We start from the raw sequence: 17,756 nt of genomic DNA, 5'->3' as shown, positions 1-17,756 counted from the left end.
GGTGCGGGGCCCCTCTCGCGTACCGGTGCCGCCGGTTACTGCGCGGCCTTCTTCGAGCCGCTGAAGGCGGCGAAGGCGGCGAGGCCGAAGAAGAGGAAGTCCATCGGGCCCAGCTCTTCCTTCCACGCCGCCTGGACGACGTCGAGGTGGTCGAAGAGGAGCGTGGTGACCGAGACGTTCAGCTCCTTCGCGCCGATGATCGAGATGGCGAGCAGCTGGCCGACGTAGACCGCGCCGAGCGAGAGCACCGCGCTGACCACCGGCAGGGCGGGGTTGCGGCCGCCGGCCTTGCCGGACGCGAAGCCGACGAGGAAGCCGACACCGACGGCGGCCCAGCCGATCTCGCGCTCGATGGCGCCGGCGATCCCGCCGTAGACGCCGCCGGCGACGAGCGCGGCGACCAGCGCGACGACCAGGCCGAGGCCCACGTTGGAGCGGGCCGGCGGGGCCGGGGCGACCGGCGGCTGCGGGAAGGGCTCGGCACCCTGGGCGAACGGGTTGCCGGGCGGCGGAACGGGCTGAGACATGAAGAAGATCCCCCCATGGGACGCGTGATGAAGCGGCCTGGAGGCTAGCAGCCACGTACGACATCTTCACAGGGGGTTTACTTCGGACGTTTCGTCAGCGGTGGGGCGGGGTGCTCCGCGGGGTCTCCGCGGGCCCCGCTCACAGCCGGTGGGCCGCGCCCGCCGGGGTGGCGCCCCGGGTGTCGAGGAGGAGCTGGGCCTTCACCGACAGGCCCTGGAGGTCGTAGGTGCGGTGGTGCTGGAGCAGGATCGTCAGGTCGGCGTGGGCGGCGGCCTCGTAGAGGGAGTCGGCGCGGGGGACGGGCAGGTCGCGGACGCGCCAGTCGGGGACGTACGGGTCGTGGTAGCTGACCGCGGCGCCCAGGTCCATCAGGCGGCGGGCGATCTCGTCGGCGGGGGAGCCCTGCCGGTCGGCGAGGTCGGGCTTGTAGGTGACGCCCAGCAGCAGGACCCGGGCGCCTCGGGCGGACTTGCCGTGCTCGTTGAGGAGGGTGGCGGAGCGCTGGACCACGTACTGCGGCATGCGCTCGTTGACCTGGCCGGCGAGTTCGACCAGCCGCAGCGGGCGGTGGGCGCCGACGGTGTCCACGGGGACGCCGTGGCCGCCGACGCCGGGTCCGGGGCGGAAGGCCTGGAAGCCGAAGGGCTTGGTCTCGGCGCAGCGGATGACGTCCCACAGGTCGACGCCGAGTTCGTTGCAGAGCACGGCCATCTCGTTGACGAGGGCGATGTTGACGTGCCGGAAGTTGGTCTCCAGGAGCTTGACGGTCTCGGCCTCGCGCGGGCCCCGGGCGCGGACCACCTTGTCGGTGAGGCGGCCGTAGAACGCGGCGGCGGACTCGGTGCAGGCGGGGGTGAGTCCGCCGATGACCCTGGGGGTGCCGGCGAAGCCGTGGGTGCGGCTGCCGGGGTCGAGGCGGCCGGGGGAGTACGCGAGGTGGAAGTCGCGTCCGGCGCGCAGCCCCGAGCCCGCTTCGAGGAGCGCGCGGAAGGGGCCTTCGGTGGTGCCGGGGGGCACCGGGGACTCCAGGAGGACCGTCGTGTGGGGGCGCAGCCGGGCGGCGAGGGCGCGGGCGGCGTCGGTGACGGCGGTGAGGTCGAGGGAGCCGTCGGGTCCGGGCGGGGTGGGTGCGCAGACGACGGCGGTGCGGACCCGGCCGAGTTCGGCGGGGCCGGTGACGGGGCGGAAGCCGGCGGCGAGCATCCGGCGGATCTCGGCGGCGGTGAGCGAGCCGTCGACCGGGGGCCGTCCGGCGGCGAGTTCGGCGACGGGACGGGGGTCGGTGTCGTAGCCGATGGTGCCGACGCCGGCCGCGGTGGCCGCCTGGGCGAGGGGGAGGCCGTGGTGGCCGAGGCCGATGACGGCGAGATCAGCGGGCATGGAGGTGGGCCGTCCTTCCCTGGTGCCGGAGGGGGTGTGAGGCCGAGGGCCGCTAGCCCGAGGGGACGCGACGCGCAAGCCCTGTGGACAGAACGGGGCGAGTGCAATGTCAGACTAGGCGTAAATATGACCGATATGCGGCATTGTGTGACCGCAGGTCGCCGAGTGTTATCCACAGGTCCCCGTCCAGGCGGTGGCCGAAGCCGGAGGGCCGGGACAGAATCGAATCCGTGAGCCGGACCACACGGGGGGACGACGGGAGGCAGCGGTGAGGACAGCGACACTGGGACCCGCCGAGCGCACGGCGGCGCTCGCGGCGATGGCCGAGCGCGAGCTGGACGTGCTGGTCGTCGGCGCCGGAGTGGTCGGCGCGGGCACCGCGCTCGACGCGGTCACCCGAGGCCTCTCCACCGGCCTCGTCGAGGCACGCGACTGGGCTTCGGGCACCTCCAGCCGGTCCAGCAAGCTCATCCACGGCGGCCTGCGCTATCTGGAGATGCTCGACTTCGCCCTCGTCCGCGAGGCCCTGAAGGAGCGCGGCCTGCTCCTCGAACGGCTCGCGCCCCACCTGGTCAAGCCCGTCCCGTTCCTCTACCCGCTCCAGCACAAGGGCTGGGAGCGGTGGTACGCGGGCTCGGGCGTCGCGCTGTACGACGCGATGTCGGTCTCCTCGGGCCACGGGCGCGGCCTGCCCGTCCACCGCCACCTCAGCCGGAGCCGCGCCCTGCGGGTGGCGCCCTGCCTCAAGAAGGACGCCCTCGTCGGCGCCCTGCAGTACTACGACGCCCAGATGGACGACGCCCGCTTCGTCACCACCCTCGTCCGCACCGCCGCGAGCTACGGGGCCCACGTCGCCAGCCGGGCCCGGGTCGTCGGCTTCCTGCGCGAGGGCGAGCGGGTGGTCGGCGCCCGCGTCCAGGACGTCGAGGCCGGCGCGGAGTACGAGATCAGGGCCCGCCAGATCGTCAACGCCACGGGCGTGTGGACGGACGACACCCAGGCCCTCATCGGCGAGCGCGGCCAGTTCCACGTCCGCGCCTCCAAGGGCATCCACCTGGTCGTGCCCAAGGACCGCATCCACTCCACCACCGGACTGATCCTGCGCACCGAGAAGTCCGTGCTGTTCGTCATCCCCTGGGGCCGGCACTGGATCATCGGCACCACCGACACCGACTGGGACCTCGACAAGGCCCACCCGGCCGCCTCCAGCGCCGACATCGACTATCTCCTGGAACATGTCAACAGCGTGCTGGCGACCCCGCTGAGCAGGGACGACGTCCAGGGTGTCTACGCGGGCCTGCGCCCGCTGCTGGCCGGCGAGTCCGACGCCACCAGCAAGCTCTCGCGGGAACACACCGTCGCCCACCCCGTACCCGGCCTCGTGGTCGTCGCCGGCGGCAAGTACACGACCTACCGGGTGATGGCGAAGGACGCCGTCGACGAGGCGGTGCACGGCCTCGACAAGCGGGTCGCCGCCTGCGTCACCGAGGACACCCCGCTCATCGGCGCCGAGGGCTACAAGGCCCTGTGGAACGCGCGGGCCGGGATCGCCGCGCGCACCGGACTCCACGTGGCCAGGGTCGAGCATCTGCTCAACCGCTACGGCTCCCTGACGGAGGAGATCCTCGACCTGGTCGCCGCCGACCCCTCGCTCGCCGCGCCGCTGCCCGCGGCCGAGGACTACCTGAGGGCCGAGGTCGTCTACGCGGCCTCGCACGAGGGCGCGCGCCACCTGGACGACGTCCTCACCCGGCGCACCCGCATCTCCATCGAGACCTTCGACCGGGGCACGCTCAGCGCCCGCGAGTGCGCCGGACTGATGGCCCCGGTCCTCGGCTGGGACGCCCACCAGATCGACAAGGAGGTCGAGCACTACGAGAAGCGGGTCGAGGCGGAGCGCGAATCACAGCGCCAGCCCGACGACCTGACGGCCGACGCGGCCAGGCTGGGGGCGCCCGACATCGTCCCGATCTGAGCGGCGCGGGCACGGGAACGCTTCTCGGAGTTCGGACCCGGGGGAGGCATCGGTCCCGGAGTGAGGGACAATGAGCTCTCTTCCAGGGCGGGTTGCCGTATCGCGCGGAAGCGGCGGACGCGGGCGCAGATCAGGGATCGACGAGGGGACGCATGTCGGAGGCGGAGCAGTCGCGGGATTCGGGGCAGGACCCCCGGCGGGACGCCGCCGCGGGAGCCGCCACCGACGGCGACCGGGGTGCGGTTCCGGCCGCACGCAAGGCGGACCGGGACGAGGCGGCACAGGACGCCGTGCGGGACGAGGCGCGGGACGCCCCGGACCCGCGGGGCGCCGTGGCCGCGGAGGACGCGGTCGCGGCCGGGAGCGGAGCCGGTGCGCGCAAGGGCACCGATCTGACGAAGAAGCCGGGAGCCGCGCGCGACGCCGGCGCCCCGGCCGGCAGCGGATCGACCGACGGGGCCGCTCCCGCCACCGGGTTCGGGGCGGACGTGGCGGACGTCGACGCGAAGCGCTCCGCGAGAACGGGCGGTCGCACCGGTCGCGCTGACGCGGCGTCCACCGAGGGCCGGCTGCTCGCCGGCCGCTACCGGCTCGGCGTGGTCCTCGGCCGCGGCGGCATGGGCACCGTGTGGCGGGCCGTCGACGAGACGCTGGGCCGGACCGTCGCCGTCAAGGAGCTGCGCTTCCCCAACAGCGTCGACGACGACGAGAAGCGACGCCTCATCACCCGGACCCTGCGCGAGGCCAAGGCCATCGCCCGGATCCGCAACAACGGCGCCGTGACCGTCTACGACGTGGTCGACGAGGACGACCGGCCGTGGATCGTCATGGAGCTCATCGAGGGCAAGTCCCTCGCCGACGCCGTGCGCGAGGACGGCACGCTCACCCCGCGCCGCACCGCCGAGGTCGGCCTCGCCATCCTCGACGTGCTGCGTTCCGCGCACCGCGAGGGCATCCTGCACCGCGACGTGAAGCCGTCCAACGTGCTGATCGCCGACGACGGCCGGGTCGTCCTCACCGACTTCGGCATCGCCCAGGTCGAGGGCGACCCCTCGATCACCTCCACCGGCATGCTCGTCGGCGCCCCCTCGTACATCTCGCCCGAGCGGGCCCGCGGCCACAAGCCCGGCCCCGCCGCCGACCTCTGGTCGCTCGGCGGACTGCTGTACGCGGCCGTCGAGGGCAGCCCGCCCTACGACAAGGGCTCCGCGATCGCCACGCTCACCGCGGTGATGACCGAGCCGGTCGACCCGCCGAAGAACGCCGGCCCCGAACTGGAGCAGGTCATCTACGGCCTGCTCGCCAAGGACCCCGACCAGCGCCTCGACGACGCCGGGGCGCGGGTGCTGCTGCGGGCCGTGCTCGACGCGCCCGAGGCGCCGCCGGAGCCGTCCCCCGAGCAGACCAGGGTCGTCCCGCTGCCCCCGCTCCCCGAGCGCCCGCCGGTGGCCCCGACGGCCGGCCGGGAGAAGCCGGCCCGGGAGAAGACCGGTGACGCCGCCGACCGCGTGCGCGGCGCCCTGAACTCCGTACGGAACGCGGCGGCCTCGGCGAAGCCGGAGACCGAGCGCAGGCCCGGCACCGGAGCGCCCGACCGGCCCGCGCAGCCCCGGGCCTCGATCACCGACGTCGTCCCGCGCCGGACCCTCGTGATCATCGCCGCGGTCGTGGTCGCCGCCCTGCTCGGCACGATCCTGTACGTCGCCCTCGGCGGCGGCAAGGACGCGGCCGACCAGGGCAAGGGCGGCAACTCCGGCGGTACGACGGCCTCGGCCGGAAGCAACGGCGGCGGGAGCGACCCGAGCACCGACACCGGCACGTCGAGCGGCGGCCCCAGCCAGCAGGGCGGCGGCGACAAGCCCGCCGCCACCAGCGGCGGCCAGAGCGGCAGCACGCCCTCCGGCACCCCCGGTGGCGGACGGACCGCCGGCCCGCAGCTGCCCGCCGGCTACGTGATGGTGACCAACGACCGCTTCAACTTCCGGATGGCGATGCCCGCCTCCTTCAAGCTCGCCGCGATAGCGGGCGTGAACTCGGGCGGCATCTTCCACGCGGGCGGCAGCGGATTCCCGCGGGTCCAGGTCGACTTCAACGACAGCCCCGGCGACGACGCCGCCACCGCCTGGAAGGCCGCCAAGGCCGTGGTGGCCGCGACCAGCAACGGCTACGAGCACATCGGCATCCGCGAGGTCGCGTACAAGGGCTACCCGACCGTCGCCGACTGGGAGTTCTCCCGCAACCAGAACGGCATGCGGGTCCGCGTGCTCAACCGCGGCTTCAAGGTCGACGCCGGACACGGCTACTCGATCATGATCAGCTGCAAGGCCGACGCGTGGGACGCGGCGGAGTGCAAGACGCTGAGGGAGACGGCGTTCGCCACGTTCAGCCCCAAGGACTGACGGGCGCACGTATGGTGAAAGTCCCCGGCCCCGAGGACCGGGGCACGGGGGACCGAGGGCGCGTGGGGAGGCGTCGTGGACGACTACGCGGGAAGGGTGCTCGCGGACCGCTACCGCCTGCCCCTGCCGCCGGCCGACGCGTACGACCTGGTCGAGACGCGCGCCTTCGACACCTACAGCGGGCAGGAAGTCCGCATCCGGCAGGTGCCGCTGCCCGAGGTCGTCGACGCCGAACTCGTCGGCGACGAACCGTACACCGCACCGGGCCGGGCCACCCGGCGCCCCGCCGACCCCGGCGTCCGGCGCGCTCTGGAGGCGGCCCAGGCCGCCGCGCAGATCCCCGACCACCCGCGCCTCGACCAGGTCTTCGACGTGTTCGCGGAGGCCGGTTCGCTGTGGATAGTGAGCGAGTTCGTGGCGGCCACCCCGCTGTCCGAGCTCCTCGCCGAGGCCCCGCTGAGCCCCTACCGGGCCGCCGAGATCGGCTCCGACCTCCTCACCGCCCTGCGCGCCCTGCACGCGCACGGCTGGACCCACCGGAACGTCACCCCCCGCACGGTCCTCGTCTGCGAGGACGGCCGCGTGGTCCTGACCGGCCTCGCCGCGGGCGCCGCGGAGGAGGCCTTGTGCGGCTACGCCCCGGTGCCCTTCCCGGACGAGGAGGAGCTGTCCTTCGGACCGCGCCCGACCGCGGAGGAACCCGAGGACGACGGGTACGAGCCGGAGTTCCACGAGGCCGAGGAGATCGTTTCCGGGGACCAGCGGGCCGAGCTCTACGGTCCGGGCGCCGGACACGGGTCCGGTGCCTGGGAGCCCGTGCCCGCCTACGAGCCGGAGCGAGTGCCCGGGGTCCTCGAAGCGTCCTACGCCGCCGAGGAAGCGTCCTACCGGACCGACGAAGCGTCCTACGCCACCGACGAGTCCGACTACCGGCCCGAGTACCAGGCAGGACCCCTGGACGCACCCCGGGCCGAGCCGCGGGACGAACCCCTGGACGAACTCCAGGCCGGACCCCAGGACGAGTTCGACGCCGGCCGGGACCACGCCCAGGACCGCACCCGGGACCCGCAGGGCTTCTACGGGCCCGATCCCGCCGGCACCCCCTACGGCCCCGCTGCCGGCCCCGGTCGCTCCGACGGCGCGGGCGCCCGGCCCGAGTCGCCCGCCGCGCCCGGCGTGCCCGTGCCCGGCACCCCGTCCGCCGCGGACGTACGGGCGGCGCGGGCCGGGGCCATCGCCGCGTACCGGGCGGGTGCCCGGGCCGCCGCGCGGCTCGGCGAGACCGGCGCGCTGCCCGCCCAGCGCCCGGCAGCCCCGACGCCGGATTCCGCGCCCGGGACCGAGTCCGGGACCGATCCCGCGCCCGGGCAGCCGCCCGTACAGCCCCTCGCCGCGCCCGCCCCGCCCGCGCTTCCCGCCGCCCTTCCCGAGCCCCAGTGGTGGGCGCGGACGGACGGGGACGACGACGAGGACGACGAGGACGACGAGGGCGGGGGCGACGGCGCGGCGGGCGGCGGTGGCGCCCGGCCGCCGCGGGTGTACCTCGCCGGCACGTGGAGCGACGGGCCGCACGCCTCGCGGGACGGGTCCCGTTCCGTGCCGGCGGGCGGCGGCGCGCTGCCCGCGCTTCCCGCCGGGTACACGGCGGCCGCCCCCGCGCCGCCGCCCGCATCCGTGCCCGCCCCGGGCGGCCCGCGGGGCGGCGCCGCGGTGTACCGGGGGCCGGTGACCCGGCTCGCCGCCGAGCGGGCCCGGCAGGCGCGGATCGCGGTCGTGGGCCCCGTCACCGAGCGCTGGGCGCCCGAGCAGGCGGGTCCGGTCCACGAGCACTGGCGGCTCGCCCCGCCCATCGGTCCGGCCACCGACCTCTGGGCGCTCGGCGCGCTGCTCTACCGGGCCGTCCAGGGCCACGCCCCGTACCCCGAGGACAGTGCCGCCGAGCTGGTCCAGCTGGTGTGCGCGGAACCCCCGGCGTTCGCCGAGGAGTGCGGTCCGCTGCGCCCGGTCGTGGAGTCGCTGCTGCACCAGGATCCGACCGAGCGGCCGGACTTCGAGGTGCTGAGCGGCTGGCTGCGTTCGCTGGTGCGCTCGGCGCCCGAACCGGAGGCCGGGACCGGTGTCGTGCCGCTGCCGTCCCCCGACGCCGCCCGGCTGCCCATCGTGCGCCGGCGCGGCGAGCTGGTGCGCCGGCGGCGCGGCGGCGCGGCGGGCGGGCGGCACCGGCACCGGCACGCGAAGGGCGCCGTGCCGCGCCAGGGCCGCGCGCACGACGACGCACCCGCCCACGAGGCCCCGTACGCCCGTCGTCCCGAGGACTTCCAGGACGACTTCCGGGACGACTTCCACGAGGAGATCCCGCAGCGCGCCGCGCGCACCACCGCCGCCCCGCGCACCTCGGGTTCCCCGCGTTCGCTCGGGCGCCTGCTGCTGCTCCTCATCCTCCTGCTGCTGGGCGGAGCCGTGGCGTACGCCGTGCTGGTCATGCCGGGCGAGGACGACGGGAAGGGGCCGTCCGCGACCCCGCCGCCGACCGGGAGCACCGCCCCGCCCGCCTCCGGGAAGCCGTCCACGACGCCGACGGCCGAGCCGACCCGGCCGTCCGCCACGCCCACCCGGACCACCGCTCCGCCGCCGGCCTCCGGCCCGGCGCTCGCCCCCGGCTACGTGCTGCGCAAGGACGCCGAGGGCTTCGAGGTCGGCGTGCCGCGCGACTGGCGGCGCAGCCCGATCAACGACGCGGGGCAAGTGCGCTACACGGGAGGCGACTTCACGCTGATCGTGGTCCCCGGCCGGGACACCGTCCGGGCGAACGGCGCGGACCCCATGGCGTACCAGCGCACGAAGGAGCGCGAGCTCCAGCCCTGGCGGGACTCCTCCTGGTCCAGCGCCTCGGGGCTGCGCCGGATCGACGTCGGCCGACAGGCCATGGCGGTCGGCCAGTTCACCTGGCAGGACAGCACGGGGCGGGAGGTTTTCGTCCGCAACCTGGCCCTGATCGAGGGCGGCCGTTACCACGTCGTGCAGGTCATCGGCCCGGAGAACGAGCGGGACAAGGTGTCGGAGATCTACGACCAGGCGGTGAAGGCCTACCGGGCGACGCGCTGACCGGCCGGTCGAACCGCCGGGCGAGCCGAGGAACGAACCGCCGAGCGGCCGACACCCCGCCGGTCACAGTGTTGTTCCACAACCAGCCCCGAGGTTCCGCGCCCCGCACCCCCCTCCGTAACCTTGCTTCCGAGCAAACAGGCGGGGGCACGTGGAACATTCTGAGAGCACCGGCACCGGACTTCTGCTCGCCGGCCGCTACCGGTTGGGCGAGTCCATCGGGCGCGGCGGCATGGGCAAGGTCTGGCGCGCCCACGACGAGGTGCTGCACCGCGTGGTGGCGGTCAAGGAGTTGACGGCGGGCCGGTTCGTGGCGGAGGCCGACCGGCTGGTCCTGCACGCCCGGACCCAGAAGGAGGCGCGCGCGGCGGCCCGGATCACCCACCCGGGCGTGGTCACCGTGCACGACGTCCTGGAGCACGACGACCGGCCGTGGATCGTCATGCAGTACGTGGACGGGCCCTCGCTGGCGGACGAGACCAAGGAGTCCGGCCCCGTCGAGCCCCGGGAGGCGGCCAGGATCGGGCTGCACGTCCTCGGCGCGCTGCGGGCCGCGCACGCGGCCGGGGTGCTGCACCGCGACGTGAAGCCGGGCAACGTGCTGCTCGCGCGCGACGGCCGGGTCCTGATCACCGACTTCGGGATCGCGGCGATCGAGGGCGACTCGTCGATCACGCGGACGGGTGAACTCGTCGGCTCCATCGACTATCTGGCACCCGAACGGGTTCAGGGCGGCGACCCGGGCCCCGCCTCCGACCTGTGGTCCCTGGGCGCCACGCTGTACGCGGCGGTGGAGGGCAGCTCGCCGTTCCGCCGCACGTCGCCGATCAGCACCATGCAGGCCGTGGTGACGGAGGAGCCGCCGTACCCCGAGAAGGCCGGCCCGCTCGCGCCGGTCATCGTGGCGCTGCTCCGCAAGGATCCGGCGCAGCGTCCCCAGGCGGACGAGGCCGGGCGGATGCTGCTCGACGCGATGGAGGGCCGTGCGCCGGAGGCCGCGCAGGCGTACGTGCCGACGCAGCGCGTCCCGGCCGAGGACCTGGCCGCCGCCGGGACGTCGACGACGACCCCGCTGCCCGTGCCGCACGACGACCCGGCGGCCGGCGGCGCTCCCGCGCCGGAGGGGCAGGGCCCGGCGCCTTCCCCCGGTGCCACCGTCCCCGCTCTGCCGGGCGCTTCCGGCGCTTCCACCGGAGGCCGGGGCCGCTGGCGCGCCACGCTCCTCGCGGCCGTCCTCGCCGGACTGCTCGCGGGCGGCGCGGTCTTCGCCGCGATGACCCACATGGGCGGCCAGGGCGACAAGAAGGACGACACGCCCGTCACGCAGGCCACGGACAAGGACGGCAAGGACCCGGCCAAGGGCGGCGTCCCGGCCGGCTGGGAGCGGGTCGTGGACCCGGAGGGCTTCAGCCTCGCCGTCCCCAAGGGCTGGAAGCGCCGGATGGACGGGGACCAGATCGACTACACGCCGGACGACGGACGCCACCGCATCCGCATCAGCATCGACCGGTCGCCCGACTTCGAGAACCCGTACATGCACATGCTCGATCTGGAGAAGATCGTGGCCAGGCGGGCCGAGTACCGGCGGATCCGGCTGACCCAGAACACCTTCCGCGACCAGGTCGACTCCGCGATCTGGGAGTTCACCTGGATCGAGAAGCAGACCTTCCCGGGACCCCGGCACGCCATCGACCAGGTGTACTACGACGACGACGGCGTCGAGTACGCCCTGTACATGGCCTCGCCGGAGGAGAGCTGGGAGCGGACCCGCGAGCAGTTCGACATCGTGAAGAAGTACTGGAGGGCCCCGGGACCGCAGTGAGCCCCTGATCAGGGCTTATGTGCCAGTGAACGCTGGCGCGGTGTGGGCGGGTGGTGAAAACGCGTTACTCGCGGGTACCCAAAGGGCGGAATGAGTCCTACGCTCGCCTCATGACGGACTCGCAGGCACTGCTCACCACGGCCCCCCTCGGCACCAATCCCGTCGCCCCCGTGCCCGCCGCCGCGCGCACGGCCGCCGACGTGGTCACGCCCGAGCTGGTCGCCCGGCTCACCCGCGGGGTCGCGGGCTCCGGCCGTACCGCCAACCACACCCCCTTCACCGGGGCCAGGCTGGCGGACCTGCCCGAGTCCACCCCCGAGGACGTCGCCGAGGCCTTCGCCCGCGCCCGTGCCGCCCAGGGCGCCTGGGCCGCGACCCCCGTCAAGGCCCGCGCGGCCGTGCTGCTGCGCTTCCACGACCTGATCCTCCAGCGCCAGGGCGAGATCCTCGACCTCATCCAGCTGGAGACCGGCAAGGCGCGCCTGCACGGCCACGAGGAGGTCCAGTCGGTCGCCGTCGCCGCCCGCCACTACGGCCGCAAGGCCCCCGCGTACCTGCGGCCCAAGCACCACACCGGGGTCGTGCCGACCCTCACCAAGGTCACCGAGCTGCGCCAGCCGCGCGGGGTCGTCGGCCAGATCGCGCCCTGGAACTACCCGCTGGAGCTGTCCGTCGGCGACGCGCTGCCCGCCTTCGTCGCCGGCAACGCCGTCGTGATGAAGCCGGACACCGAGACCGCGCTGACCGCCCTGTGGGCCCGCGACCTGCTCATCGAGGCCGGGCTGCCCGCCGAGGTGTTCCAGGTCGTCATCGGCGAGGGCCCGGTCGTCGGCCCCGAGGTCGTCCGCCACGCCGACTACGTGTCCTTCACCGGCTCCACCCGCACCGGCCGCGAGGTCGCCCAGGGCGCCGCGGCCCGGCTCATCGGCGTCACCCTGGAGCTCGGCGGCAAGAACGCCATGATCGTCCTCAAGGACGCCGACATCGAGAAGGCCGCCGCCGGCGCCGTCCGCGCCTGCTTCTCCTCCGCCGGTCAGCTCTGCATCTCCATCGAGCGGCTGTACGTCCACGAGTCCGTCGCCGACGCCTTCGTGGCCCGCTTCGCCGCCCGTACGAAGGCCATGCGGCTCGGCAACTCCCTCGCCTACGGGGCCGACATGGGCTCCCTCGTCGGCGAGCGGCAGCTGGAGACCGTCACCCGGCACGTCGACGAGGCCGTCGCCAAGGGCGCCAAGCTGATCGCCGGCGGCGTCGCCCGCCCCGACATCGGCCCCCTCTTCTACGAGCCGACCATCCTCGACGGCGTCGAGGCCCCGATGGCCGTGTGCACCGAGGAGACCTTCGGACCGGTCGTCTCGATCTACCGCTTCAGCGACGAGGACGAGGTCGTCGAGCGGGCCAACGGCACCCCGTACGGCCTGAACTCCTCCGTGTGGACCACCGACTCCCGCCGCGGCCACGCCCTCGCCGCCCGGCTGCGCACCGGCACCGTCAACATCAACGAGGGCTACGCGCCCGCGTACGGCAGCGTCCGCGCCCCCATGGGCGGCATGAAGGACTCCGGCCTCGGCCGCCGCCACGGCTCCGAGGGCATCCTGAAGTTCACCGAGGCCCAGACCGTCGCCCAGCAGCGGCTGATGCCGCTCGCTCCTTCCTTCGGGATGGACGACGAGAAGTACGCGGCCTTCATGAGCACCTCCCTGAAGGTGATGAAGGCCCTCCGCCTGCGCTGAGCCGCACCCCGTTCGCCGTCCCCTTCCGTACGAGGAGAGCCATGACCGCGGTACCCCCTGCCCAGAATCAGGCCGAGGACGGCCCGGACGACGGCGCGTACGACTACGACGTCCTCGTCGTCGGCTCGGGCTTCGGCGGCTCGGTCACGGCCCTGCGCCTGACCGAGAAGGGATACCGGGTGGGCGTCCTGGAGGCCGGCCGGCGCTTCACCCGGGCCACCCTGCCGAAGAACTCCTGGGACCTGAAGAACTTCCTGTGGGCCCCCGCGCTCGGCCTGTACGGCATCCAGCGCATCCACCTGCTCGGCAACGTCATGGTGCTCGCGGGCGCGGGCGTCGGCGGCGGCTCCCTCAACTACGCCAACACCCTCTACGAACCGCTCGCGCCGTTCTTCGAGGACCCGCAGTGGAAGGACATCACCGACTGGCGGGACGAGCTCACGCCGTACTACGACCAGGCCAAGCGGATGCTGGGCGTGCGGCTCAACCCGACGATGACCCCCTCCGACGTGCACCTCAAGGCCACCGCCCAGGCCATGGGGATCGGCGACACCTTCCACATGGCGCCGGTCGGGGTCTTCTTCGGGGACGGCGCCGACTCCGACGGGTCGGAGCGGGTGCGGGCCAAGCCCGGCGGCGAGGTCGCCGACCCGTACTTCGGCGGCGCGGGCCCGTCCCGCAAGGCCTGCACCGAGTGCGGCGAGTGCATGACCGGCTGCCGCCACGGCGCCAAGAACACCCTCAACGAGAACTACCTGTACCTCGCCGAGAAGGCCGGCGCGGTCGTCCACCCGATGACCTCGGTCGTCGCCCTCACCGAGGACTCGCGCGGCGGCTACGCCGTGAAGACCCTGCCCACGGACAACCGCAAGAAGGGCGCCGGACGCACCTTCACCGCCCGGCGGGTGGTCGTCGCGGCCGGCACGTACGGCACCCAGACCCTGCTGCACCGGATGAAGGACAGCGGCCTGCTGCCCCGGATCTCGGCCCGGCTCGGCGAGCTCACCCGCACCAACTCGGAGGCGCTGGTCGGCTCGCAGACCACCGACCGCCGCTACCGCAAGCGGCACGGCAAGGACCGGGTCGACTTCACCCGCGGCGTCGCGATCACCTCCTCGATCCACCCGGACGAGAACACCCACATCGAGCCGGTCCGCTACGGCAAGGGCTCGAACTCCATGGGCGGCCTCACCGTCCTCCAGGTGCCCTACGGCGCGCACCGGGTCCGCAACTGGCTCGTCGAGCTGGTCAAGCACCCCTCGCTCGCCGTGCGCTCGCTCTCCAACCGGCGCTGGTCGGAGCGGACCATCATCGGCCTGGTCATGCAGTCCCTGGACAACTCCCTGACGACCTTCCGCAAGCCCGGCGGCCTCGGCAAGGGCCTGCTCACCGCCCGGCAGGGCCACGGCGCGCCCAACCCGACCCAGATCGAGGCGGCGACCCGCGCGGCCGCGCTGATGGCCGAGGAGATCAACGGCTTCGCCGGCTCCAACATCGGCGAGCTCATGGGCACCCCGCTCACCGCGCACTTCCTGGGCGGCTGCCCGATCGGCGCGGACGCGGACTCGGGCGTCATCGACCCGTACCACCGCCTCTACGGCCACCCGGGCATCTCCGTCGTCGACGGCGCGGCCGTCTCCGCCAACCTCGGCGTCAACCCGTCGCTGACGATCACGGCGCAGGCCGAGCGGGCGATGTCGTTCTGGCCGAACAAGGGCGAGGAGGACCCGCGCCCGCGCCAGGGGGAGGCGTACGTACGGCTGACCGCCGTCGAGCCCAAGTCCCCGGCGGTCCCGGCGGAAGCCTTCGGCGCGCTCAGGCTGCCGTTCCTGGGAATGCCGGCGGTGCCGCCGAAGAAGGACTAGCCGGTTCCGGGCACGTTCCAGATAAGTGGAAAGGGCGCTGCACCCCCCTCCGAGTGCAGCGCCCCTCCAGCTTCTGGGTGGTGCTGCATAGATGACCGGTGACCTGGGGCATTGGTTGTAGCCTTCTCACGAGATCTTTATGTGACGCGCGTCACGTATCCCGGGGCCGGACAGCACAGGGGCCCCGCGTCGCGATTCCGGTCGCGGTCGCGGGGCCCCTGGGGAACGCGGCGCCGGGGGAGTGGAGTGCGCCGCTGGGGAGGGAAGCGGAAGGGTGTGGGAGGGGGACGGTGTGGGGGTCTCGGGTCGATCGGCCGGTTGCGGCCGGCCCCGGGCGTCCCCGGGACCGACCGCCCTTTCTGGGTGACCGGGCTGCTGTCCCCTGCCGTCCGGTCACATGCGCTGGAGCGAGGTCCCACGACGCACCAGAGGTACGTCACACGCCCCAGCGAAGCCACGCGTGGTCTTTTCGGGCCCGCCCCTGGCTGGCACGGACAACACCACCAACGAAGCGGCGCCCGGCCCGGTCACGCGCCGTACGGGTGAGGGCGCGACCGAACTCGGGTGCGGGGACGCACCCCCGCGCCCCCGGCGGGCGGACCGGCGGCCGCGCGGGTGGCCGGTTCGGCGCCCCGGGCCGGCGGTCAGATGCGGCCGCGGCACAGCTCCAGCATCGTCATCGCGAGCGCGGTGCCCGGCTTGCCCAGCGCGTCGCGGTAGTGGCCGAGGACCTCCATCTCGCGGGCCAGGTTCACCCGGCGCCCGCCGGAGGAGATCCGGGCCTCCTGGATGACCGCCGAGACGGCCACCCGTTCCTGGATCAGGCCGATGATCCGGTCGTCGAGCGCGTCGATGCGCTCGCGGGCGTCGCCGATCAGCGCGGCCGCCTCGTCGGTGCGGGCGCCGGTCTTCTCGGCCGGGGTCAGGGGGGTCGCGGTGGTGGTGGTCATGTCGGGGCTCCTGGCGGTGTCGGGAGGCCCTCGGGCGCCGTGGCCCGGAAACGACAGACGCCCCGGGCCTTGTCGGCCCGGGGCGCCTGGGAAGTCGCTTGTCAGTTGCTCAAGCAGCACGACCATGGCAGCCGGTGGGCCGGTTGCCATAGGTAAAGACGAAGGTCGTGAGCTTGCGCATGGAGACAGTATGGACCCCTTTGAACGCTGTGCACCAACCCGGGTTCGGATGGTGAGACGAAAACCGGCCGCGGCTCGCCGGTAGAATCGACAAATAGCCCCCCTTCGGGGGAACCGCTCCTACCGCCGGAAGGCCGCCGTAGTGTCATCAGCGACCCCCGCTGCCGCGCCCGACGTCACCAACCCGGACGTAGTCCTCGTTGTCGACTTCGGCGCCCAGTACGCCCAGCTCATCGCCCGCCGCGTCCGCGAGGCCCGGGTCTACAGCGAGATCGTCCCGTCCACCATGCCGGTGGCCGAGATGCTGGCCAAGAACCCGAAGGCGATCATCCTCTCCGGCGGCCCGTCCTCGGTGTACGCCGAGGGCGCCCCGCGCCTGGACCGCGCGATCTTCGAGGCCGGAGTCCCCGTCTTCGGCATGTGCTACGGCTTCCAGCTGATGGCGACCACGCTCGGCGGCACCGTCGACAACACGGGCGCCCGCGAGTACGGCCGTACGCCGCTGCACGTCTCCAGGGCCGGCTCGACCCTCTTCGAGGGCACCCCGACCGAGCAGTCCGTGTGGATGTCGCACGGCGACGCCTGCTCCGCCGCCCCCGAGGGCTTCAGCGTCACCGCGTCCACGGACGTCGTGCCCGTCGCCGCCTTCGAGAACGACGAGAAGAAGCTCTACGGCGTCCAGTACCACCCCGAGGTGCTGCACTCCACGCACGGCCAGCAGATCCTGGAGCACTTCCTCTACCGCGGCGCCGGCATCGAGCCCAGCTGGACCACCGGCAACGTCATCGAGGAGCAGGTCGCGGCCATCCGCGCCCAGGTCGGCGACAAGCGCGCCATCTGCGGCCTCTCCGGCGGCGTCGACTCCGCCGTGGCCGCCGCGCTCGTGCAGAAGGCCATCGGCTCGCAGCTCACCTGCGTCTACGTCGACCACGGCCTGATGCGCAAGGGCGAGACCGAGCAGGTCGAGAAGGACTTCGTGGCCGCCACCGGCGCCAACCTGGTCGTCGTCGACGCGCAGGAGCGCTTCCTCGACGCGCTGGCCGGCGTCTCCGACCCGGAGACCAAGCGGAAGATCATCGGCCGCGAGTTCATCCGCGTCTTCGAGCAGGCCCAGCTGGAGATCCTCCAGGAGGAGGGCCCCGAGGTCGCGTTCCTGGTCCAGGGCACGCTCTACCCGGACATCGTCGAGTCCGGCGGCGGCACCGGCACCGCCAACATCAAGTCCCACCACAACGTGGGCGGCCTCCCCGACGACATCGAGTTCCAGCTCGTCGAGCCGCTGCGCCAGCTGTTCAAGGACGAGGTCCGGATGGTCGGCCAGGAGCTGGGCCTGCCGGAGGAGATCGTCCAGCGCCAGCCGTTCCCCGGCCCCGGCCTCGGCATCCGCATCGTCGGCGAGGTCACCAAGGAGCGCCTGGACCTGCTGCGCGAGGCCGACGCCATCGCCCGCGAGGAGCTGACGGCCGCCGGTCTCGACCGCGAGATCTGGCAGTGCCCGGTCGTGCTGCTCGCCGACGTCCGCTCCGTCGGCGTCCAGGGCGACGGCCGCACCTACGGCCACCCGATCGTGCTGCGTCCGGTCTCCTCCGAGGACGCCATGACCGCCGACTGGTCGCGCCTGCCCTACGAGGTGCTCGCCAAGATCTCGACCCGGATCACCAACGAGGTCGCCGACGTCAACCGCGTCGTCCTCGACGTGACCAGCAAGCCGCCGGGCACCATCGAGTGGGAGTGACCCCTCCCCGCGCGTGAGCGCGCTCGTGCGAGCGCCCGCGCGTGAGTGGTCCGAGACCGCCGTTCCCGTACGTCACGGGGGCGG

General features: G+C 73.7%; 10 protein-coding genes. 7 read left to right on the top strand and 3 right to left on the bottom strand.

Going from position 1 to position 17,756, the window contains the following annotated elements; genetic code table 11:
- Positions 1–35 precede the first annotated feature (35 nt).
- On the bottom strand, positions 36–527 hold the full coding sequence (locus tag ABD981_RS16165) for a hypothetical protein (protein ID WP_046908299.1): 492 nt from the start codon (positions 525–527) through the stop codon (positions 36–38).
- Positions 528–666: 139 nt separating this feature from the next.
- On the bottom strand, positions 667–1,908 hold the full coding sequence (locus tag ABD981_RS16160) for a nucleotide sugar dehydrogenase (protein ID WP_046908300.1): 1,242 nt from the start codon (positions 1,906–1,908) through the stop codon (positions 667–669).
- A 268-nt stretch (positions 1,909–2,176) separates the two neighbouring features.
- On the opposite strand from ABD981_RS16160, the gene ABD981_RS16155 reads away from it, so the two are divergent.
- The 6 genes from ABD981_RS16155 to ABD981_RS16130 all read left to right on the top strand — a co-directional run bounded on the left by ABD981_RS16155 (position 2,177) and on the right by ABD981_RS16130 (position 14,807).
- Positions 2,177–3,883, top strand: coding sequence for a glycerol-3-phosphate dehydrogenase/oxidase (locus ABD981_RS16155; protein ID WP_046908301.1), 1,707 nt, complete (start codon positions 2,177–2,179; stop codon positions 3,881–3,883).
- 152 nt (positions 3,884–4,035) lie between these two features.
- Positions 4,036–6,282, top strand: coding sequence for a serine/threonine-protein kinase (locus ABD981_RS16150; RefSeq protein WP_123954539.1), 2,247 nt, complete (start codon positions 4,036–4,038; stop codon positions 6,280–6,282).
- Between the two features lie 75 nt (positions 6,283–6,357).
- Positions 6,358–9,387 (top strand): protein kinase, encoded by a 3,030-nt coding sequence (locus ABD981_RS16145; RefSeq protein ID WP_345529639.1) that lies wholly within the window; start codon positions 6,358–6,360, stop codon positions 9,385–9,387.
- A gap of 151 nt (positions 9,388–9,538) precedes the next feature.
- Complete coding sequence (locus ABD981_RS16140; RefSeq protein WP_046911936.1) at positions 9,539–11,209, top strand: serine/threonine-protein kinase; 1,671 nt, start codon at positions 9,539–9,541, stop codon at positions 11,207–11,209.
- 110 nt (positions 11,210–11,319) lie between these two features.
- A complete protein-coding gene (locus tag ABD981_RS16135) occupies positions 11,320–12,942 on the top strand; it encodes a succinic semialdehyde dehydrogenase (RefSeq protein WP_046911937.1) in 1,623 nt (540 codons plus the stop codon).
- A 41-nt stretch (positions 12,943–12,983) separates the two neighbouring features.
- Positions 12,984–14,807 (top strand): GMC family oxidoreductase, encoded by a 1,824-nt coding sequence (locus ABD981_RS16130; protein ID WP_046911938.1) that lies wholly within the window; start codon positions 12,984–12,986, stop codon positions 14,805–14,807.
- Positions 14,808–15,451: 644 nt separating this feature from the next.
- Here ABD981_RS16130 and ABD981_RS16125 read toward each other — a convergent pair.
- The gene (locus ABD981_RS16125) at positions 15,452–15,757 is read right to left on the bottom strand and encodes a chorismate mutase (RefSeq protein ID WP_046911939.1); all 306 of its coding nucleotides are present in this window, start codon (positions 15,755–15,757) and stop codon (positions 15,452–15,454) included.
- A 322-nt stretch (positions 15,758–16,079) separates the two neighbouring features.
- Here ABD981_RS16125 and guaA point away from each other — a divergent pair, with 322 nt between their 5' ends.
- On the top strand, positions 16,080–17,672 hold the full coding sequence (gene guaA / locus ABD981_RS16120) for a glutamine-hydrolyzing GMP synthase (protein ID WP_046911940.1): 1,593 nt from the start codon (positions 16,080–16,082) through the stop codon (positions 17,670–17,672).
- Positions 17,673–17,756: the final 84 nt, after the last annotated feature.

It is taken from the genome of Streptomyces showdoensis (assembly GCF_039535475.1).
GTDB classification, from domain to species: Bacteria; Actinomycetota; Actinomycetes; order Streptomycetales; family Streptomycetaceae; genus Streptomyces; species Streptomyces showdoensis.
This window is presented reverse-complemented; position numbering and strand designations above follow the sequence as displayed.

What these genes read in the sequence shown, in the direction of transcription:
- ABD981_RS16165 (WP_046908299.1), bottom strand. Translation starts at nt 527, where the DNA reads ATGTCTCAGCCCGTTCCGCCGCCCGGCAACCCGTTCGCCCAGGGTGCC.
- ABD981_RS16125 (WP_046911939.1), bottom strand. Translation starts at nt 15,757, where the DNA reads ATGACCACCACCACCGCGACCCCCCTGACCCCGGCCGAGAAGACCGGC.
- ABD981_RS16160 (WP_046908300.1), bottom strand. Translation starts at nt 1,908, where the DNA reads ATGCCCGCTGATCTCGCCGTCATCGGCCTCGGCCACCACGGCCTCCCC.
- ABD981_RS16135 (WP_046911937.1), top strand. Translation starts at nt 11,320, where the DNA reads ATGACGGACTCGCAGGCACTGCTCACCACGGCCCCCCTCGGCACCAAT.
- ABD981_RS16150 (WP_123954539.1), top strand. Translation starts at nt 4,036, where the DNA reads ATGTCGGAGGCGGAGCAGTCGCGGGATTCGGGGCAGGACCCCCGGCGG.
- ABD981_RS16130 (WP_046911938.1), top strand. Translation starts at nt 12,984, where the DNA reads ATGACCGCGGTACCCCCTGCCCAGAATCAGGCCGAGGACGGCCCGGAC.